This is a genomic window from Micromonospora sp. NPDC005707, assembly GCF_040631005.1.
In the GTDB taxonomy this organism is placed as follows: domain Bacteria; phylum Actinomycetota; class Actinomycetes; order Mycobacteriales; family Micromonosporaceae; genus Micromonospora.
The window spans coordinates 1-21,849 of sequence record NZ_JBEXYR010000032.1; the positions used below are offsets into that span (position 1 = coordinate 1).

Genomic DNA, 21,849 nt, shown 5'->3' on the forward strand with positions numbered 1-21,849 from the left:
GCCGGCCCCCCCCCCCCCCCCGGCCCGCGGGGGGGGGCGCGCCCCCCCCCCCGGGGGGGGGGGGGGGGGGGGGCGCGCCCCCCCCGCCGCACCTCTACGTCACCTACCGCGCGGACGGGGTGGTCCGGCAGCAGCGGGTCGGGGCGCACGTGGGCACCCCGTTCCCGGCCGACGTCGACCATTTCGCCCGGCGGGTGCACGCCACCGACCCGGACATCCCGTCCGAGCTGGTCTACGACGGCGACCGGGTGCCGCGCGGGCTGGCCGAGGCGGCGCAGCGGCGGGGGGTGCGGCTGCTGCACCTGACCGAGTTCCAGGGCCTGCTCGACCTGCGCGACTACGTCGCCGCGCAGACCGCCCGCCTGCAGGCCGACCGGCTCTACCCGCCGGGCCAGTACGTGCCGCAGCGCTACCGGCACCTGGTCGGCGCCGACCAGCGGGTCCGCGAGGACGTGGTCGACGAGCTGCTGGAGCTCATCTCCGCGCCGGACGGCCGGTTCGTGCTGGTGCTCGGCGACTTCGGCCGGGGCAAGACCTTCGCGCTGCGCGAGGTGGCCCGCCGGCTGCCCACGGCCGCCCCCGACCTGATCCCGATCCTGGTGGAGCTGCGCGCGCTGGACAAGGCGCACTCGGTCGACGGGCTCGTGGCCGCGCACCTGGCCAACCACGGCGAGCAGGTGATCGACCTCAAGGCGTTCCGCTACATGCTCCGCCAGGGGCGGATCGTGCTGCTCTTCGACGGCTTCGACGAGCTGGTCGCCCGGGTGACCTACGACCGGGCCGCCGACCACCTGGAGACGCTGCTCCAGGCGGCCGAGGGCCACGCGAAGATCGTGGTGAGCAGCCGGACCCAGCACTTCAAGACCAACTCGCAGGTGCTGACCGCCCTCGGCGAGCGGGTGGGCCTGCTGCCGCACCGCCGGGTGCTGGCCATCGAGGACTTCACCCCCGGCCAGATCGAGACCTTCCTGCGCAACCGCTACGGCGGCGACGAGCGGGCCGCCCGCGAGCGACTGGACCTGCTGGCCGGCGTGAAGGACCTGCTCGGCCTCTCCCGCAACCCGCGGATGCTCGGGTTCATCGCCAACCTCGACGAGGGGCGGCTGGCCGCCGTGGCGGGCGCGGGCGGCACGTTCAGCGCGGCGGCGCTCTACCGGGAGATCCTGGAGTCCTGGCTGGACTTCGAGGAGCGGCGCACCCAGGGCATCCCGGGCGCCCCGGTCAGCCTGCGCCGGCCCGAGCTGTGGCAGGCGGTGAGCCGGCTGGCCTTCCAGCTCTGGGAGAGCGGCGAGTCCTACCTGCGGCTGGCCGAGCTGGCCGAGGCCGCCGGCCAGCTCGCCGGGCTGGCCGACTCCCGGCTGTCCGGGCCGCAGGCGCTCCACGCGGTGGGCGCCGGCAGCCTGCTGGTCCGCACCGACGACGGGCTGTTCGGGTTCATCCACACCTCGGTGATGGAGTGGCTGGTCGCCGAGGGGGTCGCCGCGCAGCTCAACCGGGGGGAGGAGCCGGCCGTGCTGGCGGTGCGCCCGCTGTCCGCGCTGACCGTGGAGTTCCTCGGCGACCTCGCCGACCCGGGGCGCTGCACCGCCTGGACCGCCCGGGTGCTGGGTGACGAGGCGGCCGGCGAGACCGTCCGGGCCAACGCGCTGCGGCTCAGCGCCCGGCTGCGGCTGCCCGACCGGGCCGACCTGCGCGGCGCGGTGCTGCGCGGCGAGGACCTGTCCCACCGGGAGCTCGCCGGGGCGGACCTGACCGGCGCCGACCTGACCGACACCCGGCTGGTCGCCACCAACCTCACCGAGGCGCGGCTGGAGCACGCCCGGCTGCGCGGCGCCCGCCTGGACCAGGCCCGCCTCGCCGGAGCCGACCTGCGCGACGCGGAGCTGGCCGGCGCCCGGCTGTTCCGCGCCGACCTGCGCGGCGCCCGGATCGCCGGCAGCAGGTGGCACCGCACGGCGCTCATCGACGTGAGCGCCGACGCGGCGCTGCTGCGCGCGCCGGAACTGCGCGGCGCCGTGGTCGCCCCGGGCCGTCCGGTCGCGCCGGGCCTCGCCCCGCCCGCCGTGGGCGTCGCGTACGGCTTCGAGGTGGGCCGGTTGCCGGTGCCGGTGGCGTACAGCCCGGACGGGGCGGTGCTCGCGGTGGGCAGCGACGACGGTGGTGTGCTCATCTGCGACACCGCGGCCGGGCTGCCGGTGCGTACCCTCCAGGGCCACCGGGGCCGGGTCTACGCGGTCCGCTTCGACGCCGCCTCGCACCAGCTGGTGACCGGGGCGGCCGACCTCACCGTACGGCTCTGGGACGCCGACCACGGCGACGTGCGGCACGTCATCGAGGACGTCTTCGACGGCTGGGTGTGGCCGCTGCTCACCGACGGCGAGCGGGGCCGGCTGGTGGTCGGCGACGCGGCCGGCGTGGTCCGGCTCTACGACACCCGGACCGCCCGGCTGCGGCAGGAGTGGCCCGGCCACGCGGCCCCGATCTGGGGCACCTCGTTCAGCCCGGACGGCCGGCGGGTCGTGGTGGTCGACAGCGCCGGCGTGGTGCGGGGCTGGGACATCCCTTCCGGCCGGCTCGCGTTCGAGGTGCGCGAACCGGAGGTGGTCTACCGGGTGGTGCACAGCCCGGACGGCCGGCTGCTGGCCGCCGTCGGCCAGCACGGCCGGGTCTGGATCCGCCGGGCCATCGACGGCGAGCTGCTGCGCCAGCCGCGCGGCCACGAGGCCGACGTGTACGCCCTCGACATCCACCCCGACGGCACGCTGATGGCGACCGGCGACACCCACGGCGCGCTGCGGCTCTGGGAGCTGGAGACCGGCCGGCCGGTGCGGGTGCTCGGCCGGCAGCGCGGCGCGATCTACAGCGTCCGGTTCAACGGTGACGGAAGCCTGCTGGCCACCGCGGCCAGCGACGGGGCGATCCAGATCTGGGACAGCGCCGACGGCCAGCCGCGCCACGAGCTGACCCGGCACCGCGGCTCGGTCTGGCCGGTGGTCTGGCGGCCTGACCAGGCCCAGGTGGCGACGAGCAGCAACGACGGCACCACCCGGCTGTGGGACGTACGCTCCGGGCAGCTCCAGCACACCCTGCGGGGGCATGGGCGGCGGGTAACCGCGCTGTCCTTCCGGGACGACGGCGAGGTCCTGGCGGCCTGCGGCAACGACGGCGTGGTCCGGCTCTGGGAGCCGCGCACCGGCCGGCTGGTCCGCCAGCTCGCCAGCCCGGCCGACCGGCTGCTCTCGGCCGTCTTCTGCCCGGGCGAGTCGCTGGTCGCCGCGCCGAGCGGCGACGGCGGCGTGCACCTGTGGAACACCGACACCGGCCTGGACGAGCGGGAACTCAACGTGGACACCGACCACGTCTGGGCGACCGCGTTCAGCCCCGACGGCGACGCCCTCGCCACCGCCAACGACGACGACACCGTGCGGCTGTGGTACAGGCGTACCGGCCGGCACTTCGCCACCCTCACCCCGCACCGGGGCCGGGTGCGCGCCATGACGTTCAGCCCGGACGGCGAGACCATCGCCACCGGCTGCGACGACCAGCTCGTCCGGCTCTGGGACGCGGCCACCGCGACCTGCCGGCTCACCCTCGAACACCACACCGACCGGGTGTACGCGGTGTCCTTCAACACCGACGGGACGCTGCTCGCCAGCGCCAGCAACGACGGCGTCGCCGTGGTCTGGGACGCGCTCACCGGCGAGCGGCGCACGGTGCTCACCGAGCACACCGGCCGGCTGTGGTCCTGCGCGTTCAGCCCCAACGGCAACCTGCTCGCCACCGCCGGCGACGACCTGGTCATCCGGCTCTGGGACCCGGGCACCGGCCGGCTGCACGGCACGCTGGCGGCACACACCCGGCGGGTCTGGTCGGTGGCGTTCAGCCCGGACAGCAGCCTGCTGGCCAGCGCCGGCGACGACGGCACCGTGCGGCTGTGGGACGTGGCCGACCCGGAGCACGCCCAGCTCCGGGCCACCCTGATCGGCCTGCCCGACGGCTGGGCGGCGGTCAGCCCGGACGGCCGGTACAAGCTGGACGGCGACCCGGGCGGCCAGTTCTGGCACGTCATCGGCACCTGCCGGTTCGAGGTGGGCGAGCTGGATCCGTACCTGACCCAGGTGCGGCGGCTGTCCGTGGACGCCCCGTTCTGAGCCGGCCGGCGCTCGCGCGAGGTGACCCTTACCAGCGCCGGCGCCGGCCGTTTCGTTACACGCCTCGACGGGTTCTGGCTGGCTGCTCAGTCCGATCACGACACTCGGCGAAATGACCTGAGCCGATCAGTTTGACGCTGTGTCACGATCTCGACACAGAAGTTGTGAGTCTCCTCCGCGATCGATGTGCTGGCGCGGGACCAGCGCCGTCGGTGACGGCCATCGAGGAAGAGGTGGCTCATGGTGGCTCTACGGCGGCTGCTCGCCGGCCTGACCGCGGCGGTGGTGACCGCCGCGCTCGCCCTGGTGTGGACGGCGGCGCCGGCCCACGCGGACGAGGCGTGGGAAAGCGCGCTCAAGACCCTGATGTCCCGCACCGCCACCTGGGCCGAGGGTGGGCTGTCCCGGGTCGGCCTGCTCGGCCAGCCGCTGCCGCTGCTCGGCGTCAGCCCGGGCGCGCTCGTGGACACCGACAAGCTCGCCCGCAAGGCGTCCGACGCGCTGGCCGACGGCCTGACCAAGGACGACGTGGACCTCGGCGGCGGCACCCGGTTGACCAGCACGGTCACCACCAGCGGCGGCGACCACCTGCTCGACGTGGTGGTCACCACCAAGCGGCAGGTCACCGCCAAGGACCTGGCGGTCGGCGGGGTGACCGTCGCCAAGGCGGTCGACGTCACCGGCTGGGCGACCCTGCACCTGCGGGCCCGGCACACCGCCGCGGGGGAGACCTACCTGGTCCGCGACGGGGACACCCCACGCCTCGACATCGACGCCGCGGCGAACCTCCGCGCCGACCTGGACCAGGCCACCGCCTCGGTCGGCATCCTCGGCGTCACGCTCACCGCCGGCAGCACCCTCGCCGCCCGTACCCACGTCAAGGTCACCGTCACCGACCCCAACGGCGACGGCCGGCTCGCCTTCGACACCGGCGCGGGAGCCGGGACCGGTGAGCTGGGGGCGGCCGGCTCCCTCGGCGGGCTGGTCCAGGTCGCCCTGGACAACTCCGGCGGCGGCCGGATCTCCGACACCGAGAGCGAGCCCGGCCCCGGCTCCGTGCACGGCCAGGTGAACCTCGGCGCGGCCACCGCCGGCGCCCCGTTCGACCTGCCCGCCGTCGCCGCCACCGTGAAGGTCGACTGGAACGACATCAGCGTGGGCAGCCCGACCGTCACCACCACCGGCCTCGACGAGACCATCGCCAAGTTCCGGAACATGAGCCCGCTGGACCTGGCCTCCGGGCTGGCCCAGCTCGCCACCCTGCTCAGCGGGGTGCAGCAGAGCGGGCCGGCCGGCAACCTGAGCCTGCCCTTCCTGCGCGGGACCTTCGCCGACGCCGTGAAGGTCAACGAGAAGCTCACCGGCTTCCTCAAGAAGTACGTGCACCCCAAGCCGGACGACCCGGGGTTCGACCCGGCCACCGACGACCCGGCCAAGGCCGGTCAGCCGAAGTTCAGCTCGATCCAGCAGCTCGTGGCGCTGCTCGCCGCCGAGGGGCTGCCGGTCGACAACCTGTCCTTCGCCGGCGAGAAGCTCGTCTTCCGGGTGAAGCTGGAGCGGGAGTCCACCGTGGCGGTGCCGCTGGACCCGGGCGCCGCCTCGGTCTCCGGCCGCGACGCCACCTTCACGGCCAAGGGCTTCAGCGTCGACGGGAACCGGTTCACCCCCGACGAGCTGGTCGGCCAGCGGGTCGTGGCGGGCACCTCGGCCGGCACCATCGCCGCGAACACCGCCACCACGGTCACCCTGGCGGAGAACTGGATCGGCGGGCAGCCCGGCCCGGACAGCGTCTGGGTGATCAGCGGCTCCAGCCCCAACATCGGTGCGGTCGAGCTGGCCGGCACGCTCACCAAGCCGGCCGGCGGGGACAAGAAGGTCGGCCTGCGGGCCGCCAACGCCCAGGCCAGCTTCGCCACGGTGAAGCCCCGCTACAGCGCGGCGGTCACGCTCGTGCTCGACCTGCGCGACGACCTCGGCAGCCCGGAGGCCAACGCGGACCGGGTGCTGCTGCGCACCGACCCGGCCACGCCGCTGTTCGCCGCCGACTTCCCGATCGCCACCGGCGTCGACTTCTTCGCCACCGCCGGCTTCCTCAAGGTCAAGCTCGGCGGTGACCTCACGGTCGGCCCGGCCGCGAGCGGGCAGCGGATGCTCCAGGTCAGCTTCAAGCAGGCGCAGGACATCAGCCTCGGCGAGCTGTTCCGCCGGTTGCAGTCCGCACCGGGCGACCTGCTCGCCGTCTCCTCCTCGGTGAAGACCACCGGCCGCGTCACGGTCAGCGTGCCGGGCGCCACCGGCGCCCTCGGCCAGGGCGTCGGCGTGGACGTCAGCTGGAAGGCCGGCGAGCAGCCGGTGGTGGACACCAGCAGCCTCGACGGCATCTTCGCCGTCGACTTCAACCCGGACGACCCGAAGGCCCTCTTCGCGGTCGTGGTCGAGGCCCTGCGACTGGTGAACGCCGCCCTCACCCAGCCCGGCGGCGGCAGCGGGCCGTTGAACACCGAGATCCCGCTGCTCGGCCGCTCGGCCCGGGAACTGCTCGGCGCGGACGAGAGCGGCGTGGGCAAGGGCGTCACGTTCACCGCGGACGGCGCGAATTTCCTGCTCAAGGACACCAACCGCAGCGGCGACGCCGGCTTCGACCCGCGACTGGCCGGGCGGACCCTGGTGATCGGCAGCAAGGCGTACCGGGTGCTGGAGCGGGTGGACGGCCAGACCCTGCGGGTCGACGCGGCCGGCACGCCGAAGCCCGCGGACGGCACGGCGTACGCGCTGCGGCCCGAGCTGGCCGACGCGCTGGACAAGCTGCTCGCCGCGCCCCCGGACACCCTCCAGGACGCCCTCGACCAGCTCAACAAGGCGATCGGCGAGGACAGCGGGATCCAGTTCACGCTCGACGAGCGGGCCGGCGGCCCGTACCTGCGGGTCGGGCTGGACTGGAAGCGCAACGTGCGCACCGCCGGGCCGCTCGCCTTCGCCTGGGACGGCGCCCGCGAGCTGGTCAGCCTGGACAGCTCCGGCACCTTCGCCCTCGACGTGGACGCCCAGGCCAAACTGGGCCTGCTGCTGCCGCTGAAGCTCAACGCGGCGCCGCTGCTGGACAAGAACTCCTCGGCCAAGGTGACCGTCAAGGGCGGGGTCGACGACGCCGCCCTGGCCGCCCGGGTCGGCCCGCTCGCCCTCGACCTCGGCAAGGACCCCGACTTCGCCACCGTCAAGGCGAACCTCAGCGTGGGCCTGGGCGGGCTCGCCGCCGACGGGCCGGTCACCGACCTGCTCGGCCTGACGCCGACGTTCACCACGGCGGGCGTGGACTGCGGCGGCGGGGTCGGCGGAGACACGACGCCGATCTGTGCCCGCGCGCCGCTGTTCGTCAACAACTGCGAACCCGCCGACGCCACCAACCTGCTCACCTTCACCATGGGGCTGGACCTGGCGCCCCACGCGCAGACGCCGGACCTCACCTCCTGCTTCGCCAACCTGTCGCTGAAGCTGACCGACTTCAACGTCGGCATCGACGGCTACCTGGCCAAGGTGGAGGAGGCGCTGCGGCTGGCCAGCTTCGACGGCAAGCTGCCGCTGGTCGGCGACGACCTGCAGCAGGGCCAGAAGTTCGTCGCCCAGCTGCGCGCGGACGTCAAGGCGGCGATCGGCCCGGTGCTGGCGAACGCCACGCTGGACAGCGCCGGCATGCAGACCGCGCTCAACGACGTGCTGGCCGACCTCGACCCGGGCGTGAGCGCGGTGGTCGGCTGCCGCAGCGGGGTGGCCACCCCCTGCCAGCCGGAGGACTTCCAGTCCATCCGGATCAAGCTGTCCGCCTCGCGCGGGGCGCCCTCGGCCGCGGCCGGCTGCACCGACGCGAGCGACAGCGACACATGCCTCGGTGTCAACGTCCCGCTCGACCTGGGCATCCCCGGCCTGTCGCTGAAGGCCAAGAAGGGCGCGCCCGACGGCATCCAGGCCAAGCTCGGCTGGAAGCTGCACCTTGACCTGGTCCTCGACCGGGACGAGGGCTTCTACGTCCCCACCCACGACGGGGACACGGCCCCCGAGGTGCAGATCGGCGCCACCTTCGACATGACCGGTGACCTGGCCGCCCAGCTCGCCTTCATCCAGGTGAACGCCACCAAGCAGGGCACCGCGCCGCTGGTGCGGGCGTACTTCGGGGTCGACCTGAAGGGCGCGCCGGGGGAGAAGAGCTGCTTCGACCCGACGGTCGCCGCGGACTGCGCGGCCGACGCCGACGCGAAGCTGACCCTCGCCGAGTTCGCCGACCTGGGCTCCCTGCTCGCCACCGACCTCACGGCCCAGGTGAACATCGACTGGAAGCTGGCGGCGGCGGTCAACACGGGCGACGAGGTGGGCTCCGCGCTGCCCGGCATCAGCGCCCGCTTCGGGCTGAAGTGGGGCCTGGAGCACAAGCAGGGCGGGCTGAGCGCCACCGGCGGCGGGGTCACCACCCCGCTCCAGGTGACGTTCACCGACATCGCGCTGGACGCCGGCGCCTTCTTCAGCAAGATCCTCAAGCCGGTGGTGGAGAAGCTCAAGGCGGTCACCGGCCCGCTCCAGCCGGTCATCGACACCCTGTACGCGCCGATCCCGGTGCTGTCGGACCTGTCGAAGGCCACCGGCGGGCCGGACATCACCCTGGTCTGGCTGGCCAAGACGTTCAGCACCCTCACCGGCGGCCCGAAGCTCGACTTCATCGACACCGTCCGCGCGGTGATCACCTTCGTGAACCGGATACCGGACTGCGACGCCGGCTGTTCGATCCCGCTCGGCCAGTTCCTGGTCGACCCGGCGAAGGCGCTCACCACCGAGGCCTCCCCGGCGTCGGCGGAGAGCCTGATCAAGCGGGACGACCCGTTCACCAGCGCGAAGTCCGCTGACGAGGTGAAGTCCGCGGTGGACACCGCCGCCGGGGACGACGGGGAGAAGCTGTTCGCCGCGGGCTCCGACGGGAAGTCCAACGCCCAGAAGACCGGCTTCAGCTTCCCGATCTTCGACAACCCGGGCTCGCTGTTCGGGCTGCTCATGGGGCAGGACGTCGAGCTGGTCAGCTTCGACTCCGGGCCGCTGTCGCTCGGGTTCAGCTGGCGGCAGTCGTTCGGCCCGGTCTACGCCCCGCCGCCGGTGCTGGTCACCCTCTCCGGCAGCGCCTCGGTGACCGCCCGGTTCATCGCCGGCCTGGACACCGCGGGCATCCGGCACGCCGTGGAGGCCGCCACCGACGGCACCGACCTCGACGCGGTCAGCCTCCTCGACGGCCTCTACTTCAAGACCGCCGACAGCACCGGCAAGGCCGTCCCGGTGGTCACCCTGCGCGGCGAGATCGCCGCCGGGGCCGAGGTCAGCGTGCTCATCGTGAAGGCGGGCATCGAGGGTGGCATCCGGCTCACCGTCGGGTTCAGCTGGAACGACCCGAACAACGACGGCAAGTTCCGCACCAGCGAGTTCCTGCAGGCGCTGCTGGTGAACCCGGTCTGCCTCTTCACCACGAGCGGGCAGCTCTCGGTGTTCCTCAAGGTCTACATCACCATCGACCTGTTCCTGTTCTCCAAGACGTTCGACTTCACCCTGGTCGACGCCACCCTGCTCGATTTCCGGGCGCAACCCGACTGCACACCGAAGCCACCCGAGCTGGGCGGCACGGTGGGGGACACCCTTGTCGTCTTCGCCGGCAAGTTCGGCAAGAAGGAGCAGCGCGGGGACAAGGCGTGGGACAACGGCGCCGGCACCTACGCCGGCGACGTGGTGAAGGTGTACGCCGTGCACTTCGCCGACGGCGACGCCGACTTCGACGGCTTCGCGGTGGAGGCGCTCGGGCGCAAGCAGGAGTTCCTCGACCCGAACCTGACCCGGGTGGTCGTCGACGGGCGGGGCTACCAGGTCGCCGACGCCGACAAGGTTTCCCTGTCGGTGCTGCTGCTCGGCGACGGTGACACCGGCGGCGACGGCACGAGGACCTCGGCGTTCGACAAGGCGGCCGTGGTCATCGGCTCCGACGGGCGGGACCAGATCCGCACCGGCACCGGTCCGGCCTGGGTGGACGGCCGCGGCGGCGACGACGTGATCGTCACCGCCGAGGCGGCCGGCCAGATCAGCCGGGTGGCCGGCGGCGCCGGCAGGGACACCGTCACCACCGGCGACGGCAACGACGTGGTGGCCGGCGACAGCGACCTCGGCGCCGTGGACCGGCCCGGCACGACCACCGTGCACACCTCGGTCGGGGACAAGGGCCTCACCGGCCTGGTCGACTGGACGAAGCTCACCGCACCGACCGAGGAGACCACCGGCGCGGACGACCACGTCACCGTCGGGCACGGCGCCAGCACCGTCTACGGCAACGGCGGCGACGACATCGTCGGCGTGGTCCTCGACGACCGCCCGAACGGGACGAACCTCCTGGTCGGTGGGCCCGGCGCGGACATCCTCAACGGCGGCAGGGGCGACGACACCATCCACACCGCCGGCAGCGGCGTCCCGGCCGACCCGGACGCCGTCGGCAGCGGCGACGCCGGGCTGGTCAACAAAGTCGACACCGGCTCCGGCCAGGACACCGTGCACGGCAGCGCCGGCACCGACCTGGTCGTGTCCCACTCGGCCAACGGCCAGACCGGCCACCTGTACGGCTACGGCGGCGACGACGTGCTGGTCGGCGGCTACGGCACCGACGAGCTGTTCGGTGGCCCGGACGAGGACTACGTGATCGCCGAGCCGTCGAGCGTCGGGGACCCCGACGGCACCGACGGTTACGGCCCGGCCCGGCAGGTCGTCCACCAGCCGCTGCCGGCCGACACCCAGTCGCAGACCAAGCTGCTCGTGGGCGGCCTGGGCAGCGACCACGTGGTCGGCGGCGACGGCGGGGCCATCGTGTTCGGTGACCGGCGACTGACCGCCGAGACCTGCGCCGACGCCACCCTCGCCGGCGACCAGCCGGCCCCGACCGACCAGGGTTCGGCCGACCTCATCCTCGGCGGGGCCGGGGTCGAGGTGGTCACCGCCGGCAGCGGCGACGACCGCGCCGACCTCGGTGGCGGCGACGACCGGGCGTGCGGCCAGCTCGGCGACGACACCCTGCACCTGGGCGGCGGCGCCGACCGGGCCTGGGGCGGTCCGGGCGTCGACCAGCTGCACGGCGACGACGGCGTCGACCTGCTCTTCGGCAACACCGGTGACGACGGCCTGTACGGCGGCACCGGCGTGGACACCGCCGAGGGCGACGAGGGCGACGACCAGGTCCTCGGCGGCCCGGACGACGACGTGCTCTACGGCGGCGGACGGGTGGCCGGCGTGGCCGACGGCCGGGACTTCGTCTACGGCGAGGAGGGCGCCGACCGGATCGTCGGGGACAACGGCACCCCGCGGATCGGCGACGTCGGGCCGTACCCGCTGGACCTGACCGGGAACGTGCCGGCGGCCGGCGCCGGGGACGTGCTCTCCGGCGGGCCGGACGGCGACGTCGCGTACGGCGGGCTCGGCGACGACCGGGTCGACGGCGACGGCGGGGACGACCAGCTGGAGGGCAACAACGGCGCCGACCTGGTCCGCGGCGGCTCCGGCAAGGACGAGATCGTGGGCGGCTCCAGCCAGGAGCCGGTCGCCGGCACCGGCCGGCCGGACACCGGGGACCAGCTCTCCGGCGACGGCGACGCCGACCTGATCGCCGGGGACAACGCCCGGTTCGCGCCGGCCACGGCCGACGCGACCCGGGTCACCCAGGCCCGCGCCGTGCCGTCGCGCAAGGTCACCCTGCTCGACCTCGGGTTCACCCCGGCGGCCGGCACCAGCGGCGGTGACCTGATCTCCGGTGGCGACGCCGACGACGTGATCTTCGGCCAGGGCGGCCCGGACCGGGTGCACGCGGACGCGGGCGCGGACTTCGCCGAGGGCGGCCCGGGCTCCGACTGGGTCGAGGGCGACACCGGCGACGACGACCTGGTCGGCGGCTCCAGCACCGCGTACGACGGGACCGGGGCGACCACGACGGGCCAGCCGGACACCGCGGACGCCCTGTTCGGCGGCCCCGGCTCCGACGCGGTCATCGGGGACAACGGCGCGGTGCTGCGCCCGCTCCCCGGTGAGCAGCCCACGGCCGTCACGGTCCGGCTCGGGGCGGACGGCAACCCGTTCGGCCCGCGGATCGTGGTGCTGCTGGACCGGGCGGCGGCCACCGCCAACCGGTTCGGCGCGGACCGGATCAGCGGCGGCGACGGCGTCGACACCCTCTGGGGCCAGGACGGCGACGACGCGCTGACCGGCGACGGTGACGGCGACTACCTGGAGGGCAACGGCGGCGCGGACGCGCTGCGCGGTGACACCGCCCTCGGGGCGGCGGGCCGGACCACGGTCACCCCGCTGCCCGACCCGGGCTGGCCGGGCGACCCGGGGGCACCGGCCGACCTGGTCGGCGCCGGCGCGCCCGCCGGGCAGGACGACCTGATCGGCGGCAGCGCGGCCGCCGGGTTCCGGGACACCGCTGACGTGGTCGAGGGCAACGGCGCCGACGACGTGCTCCTCGGCGACAACGGTTCGCTGCTGCGCACGGTCACCACGGCGGGCGGCACGGCGGTCGAGCGGGTCTACACCGAGCGGTACCCGACCGGCGCGGTGCCGGCCGACGCCACGGCGGCCCGGACGCACGACCCGGCGCTGCCCGGCCCGTCCACCCGGTTCTGCACCACCGCCCAGGCCACCTGCGAGCCGGCCGGCGCCTACGGCAACGACCAGCTCTACGGGGACGCCGGCAACGACGGCGTCTGGGGCCAGGACGGCGACGACCTCATCCGGGGCGGCGCCGGGGACGACGACCTCTTCGGCGAACTGGGCGCGGACACCCTCCACGGCGAGGACGGCCGCGACGCCATCCTCGGCGACCGGGGCGGCGTGGTGAACCAGTTCCTCAACGCCGACGACGTGGCGGCGCTGGGCTTCACCGTGACGCTGTCCTCGGTGCCGCAGGAGTCGTTCACCGGGTTCCGGGCCGGCGGCTACGACCGCCGGGTGGACCTGCTGCACGACACCGACGGCGACGCCTGGATCGGCAGCGCCACCTCGACGCCCATGCCGCACGCCGGGCTCACCGCCGGTGCGGCCGACCTCATCCGGGGTGGCGCCGGCGCGGACAACATCCACGGCGGCTTCGGCGATGACGTGGCCAACGGCGACAGCGGCGGCGACGAGGTCTTCGGCGGCGAGGGCTCGGACGTGCTCTGGGGCGGCAAGGGCTGCGACCCGGTGCTCGACGCGGCCAACCCGCAGTGCCTCGTGAACGGCGTGTTCAGCGCCGCCGCCCGGGGCAACCAGGACCAGTACGTCGACCACCTGTTCGGCGGCGCCGGCGCCACCAGCGGCCCGGCCGTCACCGCGGTGCTCGGCTCCGACCTGCTGGACTTCCGGCCGCGTGGCTCCTACCCGGACAACTGCGCGGCGGGGGCCTGGCCGGTGGACCTGGCCGCGGGCACGGTCGACCCGTGCCGCTGGTTCGAGGCGACGAACCTGGACAACGATGTCCTCGCCGACAACCAGCACCACCACGGCACCGACTGGATCTACGGCGGCTGGGACCGGGACGTGCTCCAGGGCGACGTGACGCAGAACGGGCCGAACAACGGTGACCGGCTGCTCGACTGGAACGGCGCCTACAACCTGTTCACCCACTGCAACTCGGCGTACGGCGGGTTCAACGACGTCCGCCAGCACAGCCCGGCCATGCAGAACTTCCTCGGGCAGGTGGCCTGGGCGACCGGCGCCGGTCGCGGCGCGAGCGACGTGACCACGGCCGGCACGTCGGCCTTCCTGGAGCTGGCCCTGACCCACCCGCGGGACAACAAGGACCATGGGTCCGGCCCGGCGTTCCCCGGCACGCCGGGGCACTTCGACACACCGTCCTGCACCGACTGAGCGACGCGTCCGGGGCCCGGCTCTCCTTCGGGGGGCCGGGCCCCGGCGTGCTCAGCCCGGCATCACCACGGCGTTGCCGGTCACCCGGATCCCGCCGGTGGCCGGCACGTCCACCACGAGCAGGCCCGGCCGGCCCAGGTCCGCCCCCTGGTGCAGATGAAGCGTGGTCGGCGGTTCGACCAGACCATGGGTACGCAGGTAGCCGCCGAGCGCGGCGGCCGCCGCGCCGGTCGCCGGGTCCTCGACGACGCCGCCGACGGGGAAGGGGTTGCGGACGTCGAACCGCGTGCCGGAGGCGCGCCGGACCAGCGCCACGGTCGTCCAGTCCCGCCGCCGCATGAGGTCACGCAGCCGGTCGAAGTCGTAGTCGAGCGCGGCCAGCCGCTCCCGGGTCGCCGCGGCCAGGATCAGGTGGTGCGCCCCGGCGTACGCGACGCGGGGCGGCAGCGACGGATCCAGGTCCGCCGCGGCCCAGTCCAGCGCGGCGAGCGCCTCGGCGAGGTCGTCCGCCGCCACCGGGATGTCGGAGGGCGCCACGCTGGTCAGGGTCGCGGTGGGCCGCCCGTCGGCATCGCGGGCGGTCGCCACCCGGACCTCGCCGGCCCGGGTGCGGAAGACCAGATCGCCGGTGCCGGCACGCTCGGCGACGGCCACCGCGGAGGCGATGGTCGCGTGACCGCAGAACGGCACCTCGGCCTGCGGGCTGAAGTAGCGCACGTCGAACTCGCCGGGGCCGGCGGCGGTGAGGAACGCCGTCTCGGAGTATCCGACGTCGGCGGCGATGGCCTGCATCTCCGGGTCGGTCAGGGCGCCCGCGTCGAGGACCACGCCGGCGGGGTTGCCCGCCGACGGGTCGGTGGTGAAGGCGGCGTACCGCAGGACTTCCGTCATGGCGCCACCGTACGCGTCAGCCGCCGGCGGGCCCCGTCCACCGGATCTCGCCTTCGTGCACCACGTCGGTGGCGGACAGGCCGGCGCCGGTGGCGACGGCGGCGGAGGCCCGGTGCTCCGGATGGATGTGGGCGATGACGGTGCGCACCTCGTGCCGCCCGAGCCAGGCCACCAGCCCGCGGGCCGCCTCGGTGGCGATGCCCCGCCCCTGCCACGGGGTGCCCACCACCCAGGCGATCTCCGCGACGCGCTCGTGCACCGGGCCGGTGACGGTCGCCTGGACGGTGCCCACGAGGCACGCCTCGTCGCGGAGCCGGATCACCCAGTTGCACCACGAGACCGCCGGGTCGGGCGACCCGGCGACGAGGCGTTCATAGCGCTCCCGCAGCGCCGCCGGATCGGCCGGCGCCCCACCGATGAACGCGTGCAACGCCGGGTCACCCAGCACACCGGCCATCTCCGCGGCGTGCTCCACGCCCAACGGCAGGAGATCCAACCGCCCGGTCCGAATGCTCCCGGCCTCCACCACGCCCACCCCCAGAAGAACCCGGCCCACACGCTATCCCGACCCGCCCACCCCGCCCCGGGGGCCCGCGCGCCCGCGCCCGCTCCCGTCGATCATGAAGTTGTTGCCTCGGATTGCGCTTCCCGGTGGCAACAACTTCATGATCACCGCGACTGGAGGGGGTGGGTCAGCGGCGCCACTTTTGGTTGGGGGCGCCGGTGCAGGTCCAGATTTGCAGGCGGGTGCCGTCGGTGGAGCTGGCGCCCGTGGCGTCCAGGCACTTGTTGGCCTGGGGGTTCACGATGTCGCCGGCGGCGTTGAGCACCCAGCGCTGGGCGCCGGTGCCGTTGCAGTCCCAGAGCTGCACCTTCGCCCCGTCGGCGGTCGACCCGCCGCTGACGTCGAGGCACTTGCCCAGGGCGCGGACCGAGCCGTCGGCGTTCCAGGTCCACCGCTGGGCGGCGGTGCCGTTGCAGGTCCAGAGCTGGACCGCGGTGCCGTTGGCGGTGTTGGCGCCGGACACGTCCACGCACTTGTTGCCGTACCCGACGATCTGCCCGCCGGTGCCGCCGCCCCCGCCGCCGCCGTTGTCCCAGGCCTGGACCCGGACGTAGTCGATCGTCATGGTCTGCGGGAAGGTGGTGCTGCCGTCCGGCGAGCCGGGCCAGTTGCCGCCGACCGCGACGTTCATGATCATGAAGAACGGGTGGTCGAAGACCCACCGGTTGCCGCCCGCGTCGGCCGGCGTCTTGCGGGAGTACGCGACGCCGTCCAGATACCAGGTGATCGAGTCGGGCGCCCAGTCGACCGTGTAGGTGTGGAACGCGTCGGCGAGCGCCTGGCCGCCGGGCAGCGAGGTCTGGCCGGTCAGCGGGTTGCCGCCGGAGTAGCCCGGTCCGTGCAGGCTGCCGTGCACCGTGGACGGTTCGCGGCCGATGTTCTCCATGATGTCGATCTCGCCGCTGTTCGGCCACGGGTTGGTGCCGATGTCGTTGCCGAGCATCCAGAACGCCGGCCAGATGCCCTGCCCGCGCGGGATCTTGATGCGCGCCTCGAAGCGGCCGTACGCCTGGCTGAACGTGCCGTTGGTGAGCAGCCGGGCCGAGGTGTACTGGCAGCTCCCGTACCAGCAGGAGAAGCCGGACGGGTTCTCCCGGCGGGCGGTGATGACCAGGTTGCCGTTGCCGTCGAGCGCGGCGTTGCGGGTGCTGTTGGTGTAGTACTGCAGCTCGTTGTTGCCCCAGCCGCTGCCGCCGGTGTCGTACCGCCACCGGCTGGCGTCCGGCGGCGTCCCGGCGGCGCCGTTGAAGTCGTCGGACCAGGTCACCGCGCCGGGCGCGGCGGCGGCGGGGGTGCCGGTGACGGTGGCGAGCGCGGCCGTGAGGCCCACGGCCGCGAGGGCCGCGACGGCGATGGTACGGATCCTGCGCACGGATGCCTCCCTGCTGTTAACAAACTATAAAGATAGGCTTCGATGAAGTTATGAATGAAGTTCGGAGCTGTCAAGAGAGCGCTCCCCGTGCGGGACGGGCGAGTTCCGGAACCGGCCGGAAACATTGACGTAATGCGATGCGGTTCGGGAGGATCCGGAACCGGGACGTGGGCGGATCCGGGCCGACGGGGCACCGGGCGACCGGTCCCGTGTGGAGGCGCGAGATGAGACTGCCCAGACAGGCCACGCTCGGCGCGGTCGGCGCCCTCGTGGTGGCGCTGCTGCCGGCCCCGCCCGCGGCGGCCGCCGACGCCGGCACGGTCACCGTCACCGCCGCCCGGTCGGTCTACGCGGCGGCGGAGGGGACCCGGGTGCCGGTGGACCTCGTGGTGTCCACCTCCGACGGACGGCCCCTGGCCGCGGCGGTCACCGTGCGCTGGGCCACCGGCGCCGGCACGGCCACCCCGGGCGCCGACTACACGGCCGCCTCCGGCACGCTCACCTTCCCGGCGGGCAGCCCGTCCGGCGCCTCCCGCTCGGTCGAGGTCGCCCTGCGCGCGGACGGCGCGGCGGAGACCGCCGAGACCGTGCCGCTCGCCCTCGCCGCCGACGGGGCCACCGTCGCGGCCCGGCCCACCGTGGTGGTCGACGCGCACGGCCTGCCGTACCTCGACCGGCGGCTGCCGGTGCGGCGGCGCGTCGCCGACCTGCTGGGCCGGATGACCCTCACCGAGAAGATCGGCCAGATGACCCAGGCCGAGCGGGCGGCCGTCGCCGACGACCCGGCCGCCGTCGCCCGCTGGCAACTCGGCTCGGTGCTCTCCGGCGGCGGCTCGACCCCCGCCACCAACACCCCGGCCGCGTGGGTCGAGATGGTCAACGGACTCCAGGCGCAGGCGCTGAGCACCCGCCTCCAGATCCCGCTGATCTACGGCATCGACGCCGTGCACGGCCACGGCAACGTCGTCGGCGCCACCGTCTTCCCGCACAACGTCGGGCTCGGCGCCACCCGCGACCCGAAGCTGGTCGAGCGGGTCGGCCACGCCACCGCCGCCGAGGTACGCGCCACCGGCATCCCGTGGAACTTCGCGCCCTGCCTCTGCGTGTCCCGCGACGAGCGGTGGGGCCGCAGCTACGAGAGCTTCGGCGAGGACCCGGCGCTCGTGGTGTCGATGGAGACCATCATCGACGGCCTCCAGGGCCGGCCCGGCCGGCTCGACGACACCGACCGGGTGCTCGCCACCGCGAAGCACTACGCGGGCGACGGCGACACCGACTACGACGAGGCCGTGGCCGCCGCGAACGAGGGCAAGCCCTGGTGGGAGCAGAAGTACCCGATCGACCAGGGCGTCACCGTCACCGACCGGGAGCACTTCGCCCGCGTCGACCTGGCCCCGTACCTGCCGGCCGTGCGGGCCCACAAGGTGGGCAGCCTGATGCCCTCCTTCTCCAGCGTGGACTGGACCGAGGACGGGCTCGGCAACCCGACCAAGATGCACGCCCACCGCGAGCTGATCACCGACGTGCTCAAGGGCCGGCTGGGCTTCGACGGGTTCCTGGTTTCCGACTGGGAGGGCATCCACCAGATCCCCGACCCCGCCGAGCCGACCAACGGCGGGCTGACCGCGTACAAGGTCCGGGTCGGGGTCAACGCCGGCACCGACATGTTCATGGAACCCAACACCGCCGAGCAGTTCGAGCAGCTGCTCCTCGCCGAGGCGACCGCCGGCCGGGTGCCCGCCGCCCGGATCGACGACGCCGTACGGCGCATCCTCACCAAGAAGTTCGAGCTGGGCCTGTTCGAGCACCCGTACGCCTCGGCGGCCGGCGTGGACCAGGTCGGCAGCGCGGCGCACCGGGCCGTCGGCCGGGAGGCCGTGGCCAAGTCCCAGGTGCTGCTGAAGAACAGCGGGCGGGCCCTGCCGCTGCGCCGGAACGCCGCGCTCTACGTGGCCGGGCGCAACGCCGACGACCTCGGCAACCAGGCCGGCGGCTGGACGGTCACCTGGCAGGGCGTCTCCGGCGCCGACGCCGTGCCCGGCACGTCCATCCTGGACGGCATCCGTCAGGTCGCCCCCGGCGCCCGGGTCACCTACAGCGCCGACGCCTCGGCCCCCACCGACGGCGCCCAGGTCGGTGTCGTGGTGGTCGGCGAGACCCCGTACGCGGAGGGCTACGGCGACGTCGGCGGCCCGGAGTGCGGCTGGTGCAGCGTGCCGCAGCAGGAGGAGAAGTCGCTCCGGCTCCAGCCCGCCGACCGGGCGGTCGTCGACAAGGTCTGCACGGCGCTGCCGACCTGTGTGGTGCTGGTGGTCTCCGGCCGGCCGCAGGTGCTCACCGACCAGCTCGGCGAGATCGACGCCCTGGTGGCGTCGTGGCTGCCGGGCAGCGAGGGCGCCGGGGTGGCCGACGTGCTATTCGGTCGCCGTCCGTTCACGGGGCGACTGCCGGTGAGCTGGCCGCGGGACGAGGCGCAGGTGCCGGTCAACGTCGGCGACGCCGACTACCGGCCGCTGTTCCCGTTCGGTTGGGGCCTGCGGACCGTCCCGGGCCGGGACCGGCTCGCCGCGGTGGCCGCCGACCGGCCGCAGGTGCGGGCGGCCCTCGCGCCGGCCGGCTGGAACGCCGACGGCTCGCTGCGCGACGCCCCCCGGGTGCTGGACCGGCTCGGGCGGCAGCTCGGCGCCGACCACCGGGACGGCGCGCTCGTCGAAGCCGTCCTCGGGGTGGCCCGGGACGCCGCGCAGGCGGCCGTGGTGCGGGGGAGCGCGCCGGAGAACTGGGCGGCGCTGATCGCCGACGCCGACCACGCCCAGCTCACCGGCGACCCGGTGCGGGCGTTCACGCTGCTGGCACGCGTCGCCGCCTGACCTGCCACGCCGGTCTCCCCGACCGCACCGCCGCCGGGGAGACCGGCGTCGCTCCCGGCCGATCGGGCCGCGGCGCGGTCCCGGCCCACGCCCGGGCCGCGGCGCGGTGCCAGCCCACGCCCGGGCGGCTGCCGACCCGGCCCACGTCGGGGCGGCAGCGCGGCCGGGTTACTCCGCGCCGGTGGCGGCGGGCGTGGGGGACCGGACCGGCTGCGGCCGTTCCGGCGGCGCCGGCCGGCGCAGGTCCCGCCACGGGCCGCCGAGCAGCGGGGTGAGCACCACCAGCAGGTAGCCGGCGCCGATGGTGACCAGGGTCGCCGTGGTGCCGAACCGGTCGGCGGCCAGCCCTGCGCCGGCCGCGCCCACCGGCATGGCCGCCCAGGCGCCCGCGCCGATCACCCCGTAGACCCGGGCCCGCATGGTGGCCGGGACGCGCTCCAGTTCGACCGCGCCGATGAGCGGGTTGATCGCGCCGGCGGCGAGACCGGACACCACGCAGACCGCGGCGATCACCGGCAGCGGCGGGGCGGCGGCGAGCGCCCAGAAGGGCGGGGCGCCGCAGATGGCGAAGGCCGTGACGAAGGTGGCGCGGCGGGGCAGCCGGTGCCCGATGGCGCTGAACAGCAGCGAGCCGACCAGCGCGCCGCCGCCCATGGCGCCGACCAGCAGGCCGAAGGCGGCCGCCCCGCCGAGGTCCCGGGTGGCGACGACCGGCATCAGGACGTTGCTCTTGGTGGCGTCGAAGAGGTTGGTGACCAGCACCAGCAGCACCATGGCGCGCAGCAGCGGCTCGCGGACCAGGAAGCGCAGGCCGGCGGCGAAGTCCCGCCAGTAGCCGGCCGAAGGGGCGTCGGCCTCGGTGGACGGTTGCAGGCCCGCCGGCACCAGGACCGCCACCACCAGCGCCGAGACGGCGAACGTGGCCGCGTCGACGGCCAGCACCGGCAGTGCGCCCAGCGCGCTGACCAGCAGGCCGGCGACCGGCGCGCCGATCAGGCGGGAGCCGCGCTCGGTGGCGCCGAACCAGCCGATGGCCCGCTCGATGGGCACCCCGGCGGCGGCCGCCGCCTCGGGCAGCAGCGCGGTGCGGGCGGTCTGGCCCGGCGTGTCGAGCAGGCCGCTGACGAAGACCAGCCCGAGCAGCGCCGGGAAGGGCAGCCCCACCGTGGCGTGCAGCAGCGGCACGGCGGCGACGGTCACGCCGGAGACCAGGTCGGCCAGCATGCTGGCCCGGCGGTAGCCGATCCGGTCGACGAGGACGCCGCCGAAGGCGCCGCCCAGCACCACCGGGGCGGTGGCGAACGCTCCGGCCAGACCGGTGGCGGCGGGGGAGCCCGTCTCGGCGAGGACGTAGAGCGGCAGCGCGATCAGCGTGAGCATGTTGCCGGTGAGCGAGACCGTGTGCGCGGTCAGCAGCCCGGCCAGGGGCGCCCACCGGCGGCTCACTGCGGCCCCCGGTAGGCCTGCCAGATGAGCGTGACGGTGCGCGCGTCCGGCCGGTCGGGGTTGCTGCGGGCCTGCCAGCGCTCGCCCAGCTCGGACAGCTCGCGGCGCAGCTCCACGAGTTCGTCGGGGGTCAGGTGGAGGAAGCTGTCGCTGCTCGTGGTGCCCCGCACCCACGCCGGGTCGAGGGACGCCTCGGCGTCGAGGTAGGCCTCGAAGCGGGCCACGTAGCGCTGGAGGACGGCCCGGCGCAGCAGGTCGGAGGCGAGCCGCCGCTCCGGGTCGTCGAGCAGTTCCACCGGCTCCCAGTTGGTGCGCTCGTGCGCGGCCCGCCACCACCGCTCGCGGCGGTTGCGGGCCAGCTCGGGCGCCTCCAGGACGAAGCCGTGCTCGGCCAGCTTGCCCAGGTGGTAGCTGACCGAGCCGACCGCCTCGCCGGTGACCTCGCTGAGCATGCCCACGGTCTGCGGGCCGCGGATGCGCAGTTCGCCCAGGAGCCGGATCCGGGTCTCGTGGGCCAGTGCCCGCATGGCCTTCGGATCGGTGAGGTTCAAGGTGTTCGGCTCGTCCGCCATGCGGCCCAGGCTAGACCCACAACGAGTGATGTACAAGAAGTCTTGTATTAAAGGGTCGATCAGCTGCCGGGGGGGG

8 protein-coding genes are annotated in these 21,849 nt (G+C 74.6%); 3 read left to right on the plus strand and 5 right to left on the minus strand.

Features of this window, described 5'->3' with window-relative positions; translation table 11 throughout:
• Positions 1–119: 119 nt before the first annotated feature.
• On the plus strand, positions 120–4,151 hold the full coding sequence (locus ABZ452_RS32040; protein WP_357951094.1) for a pentapeptide repeat-containing protein: 4,032 nt from the start codon (positions 120–122) through the stop codon (positions 4,149–4,151).
• A gap of 240 nt (positions 4,152–4,391) precedes the next feature.
• Entirely contained in the window at positions 4,392–14,057 is a 9,666-nt protein-coding gene (locus ABZ452_RS32045; RefSeq protein WP_357951096.1) for a calcium-binding protein, read from the plus strand.
• Between the two features lie 51 nt (positions 14,058–14,108).
• On the opposite strand, the gene ABZ452_RS32050 is transcribed toward ABZ452_RS32045, so the two are convergent.
• From ABZ452_RS32050 to ABZ452_RS32060, 3 genes are all read right to left on the minus strand, one after another.
• Complete coding sequence (locus ABZ452_RS32050; protein ID WP_357951099.1) at positions 14,109–14,948, minus strand: PhzF family phenazine biosynthesis isomerase; 840 nt, start codon at positions 14,946–14,948, stop codon at positions 14,109–14,111.
• A gap of 16 nt (positions 14,949–14,964) precedes the next feature.
• Positions 14,965–15,504 (minus strand): GNAT family N-acetyltransferase, encoded by a 540-nt coding sequence (locus ABZ452_RS32055; protein ID WP_357951102.1) that lies wholly within the window; start codon positions 15,502–15,504, stop codon positions 14,965–14,967.
• Between the two features lie 136 nt (positions 15,505–15,640).
• A complete protein-coding gene (locus tag ABZ452_RS32060) occupies positions 15,641–16,885 on the minus strand; it encodes a lectin (RefSeq protein ID WP_357951104.1) in 1,245 nt (414 codons plus the stop codon).
• 224 nt (positions 16,886–17,109) lie between these two features.
• On the opposite strand from ABZ452_RS32060, the gene ABZ452_RS32065 reads away from it, so the two are divergent.
• On the plus strand, positions 17,110–19,755 hold the full coding sequence (locus tag ABZ452_RS32065; protein ID WP_357951107.1) for a glycoside hydrolase family 3 N-terminal domain-containing protein: 2,646 nt from the start codon (positions 17,110–17,112) through the stop codon (positions 19,753–19,755).
• 168 nt (positions 19,756–19,923) lie between these two features.
• On the opposite strand, the gene ABZ452_RS32070 is transcribed toward ABZ452_RS32065, so the two are convergent.
• Positions 19,924–21,201, minus strand: coding sequence for an MFS transporter (locus ABZ452_RS32070; protein ID WP_357951110.1), 1,278 nt, complete (start codon positions 21,199–21,201; stop codon positions 19,924–19,926).
• Positions 21,198–21,773, minus strand: a complete 576-nt coding sequence (locus ABZ452_RS32075; RefSeq protein WP_357951112.1) for a helix-turn-helix domain-containing protein — start codon at positions 21,771–21,773, stop codon at positions 21,198–21,200. Before ABZ452_RS32075 ends, ABZ452_RS32070 begins: the two co-directional genes overlap by 4 nt.
• Positions 21,774–21,849 lie beyond the last annotated feature (76 nt).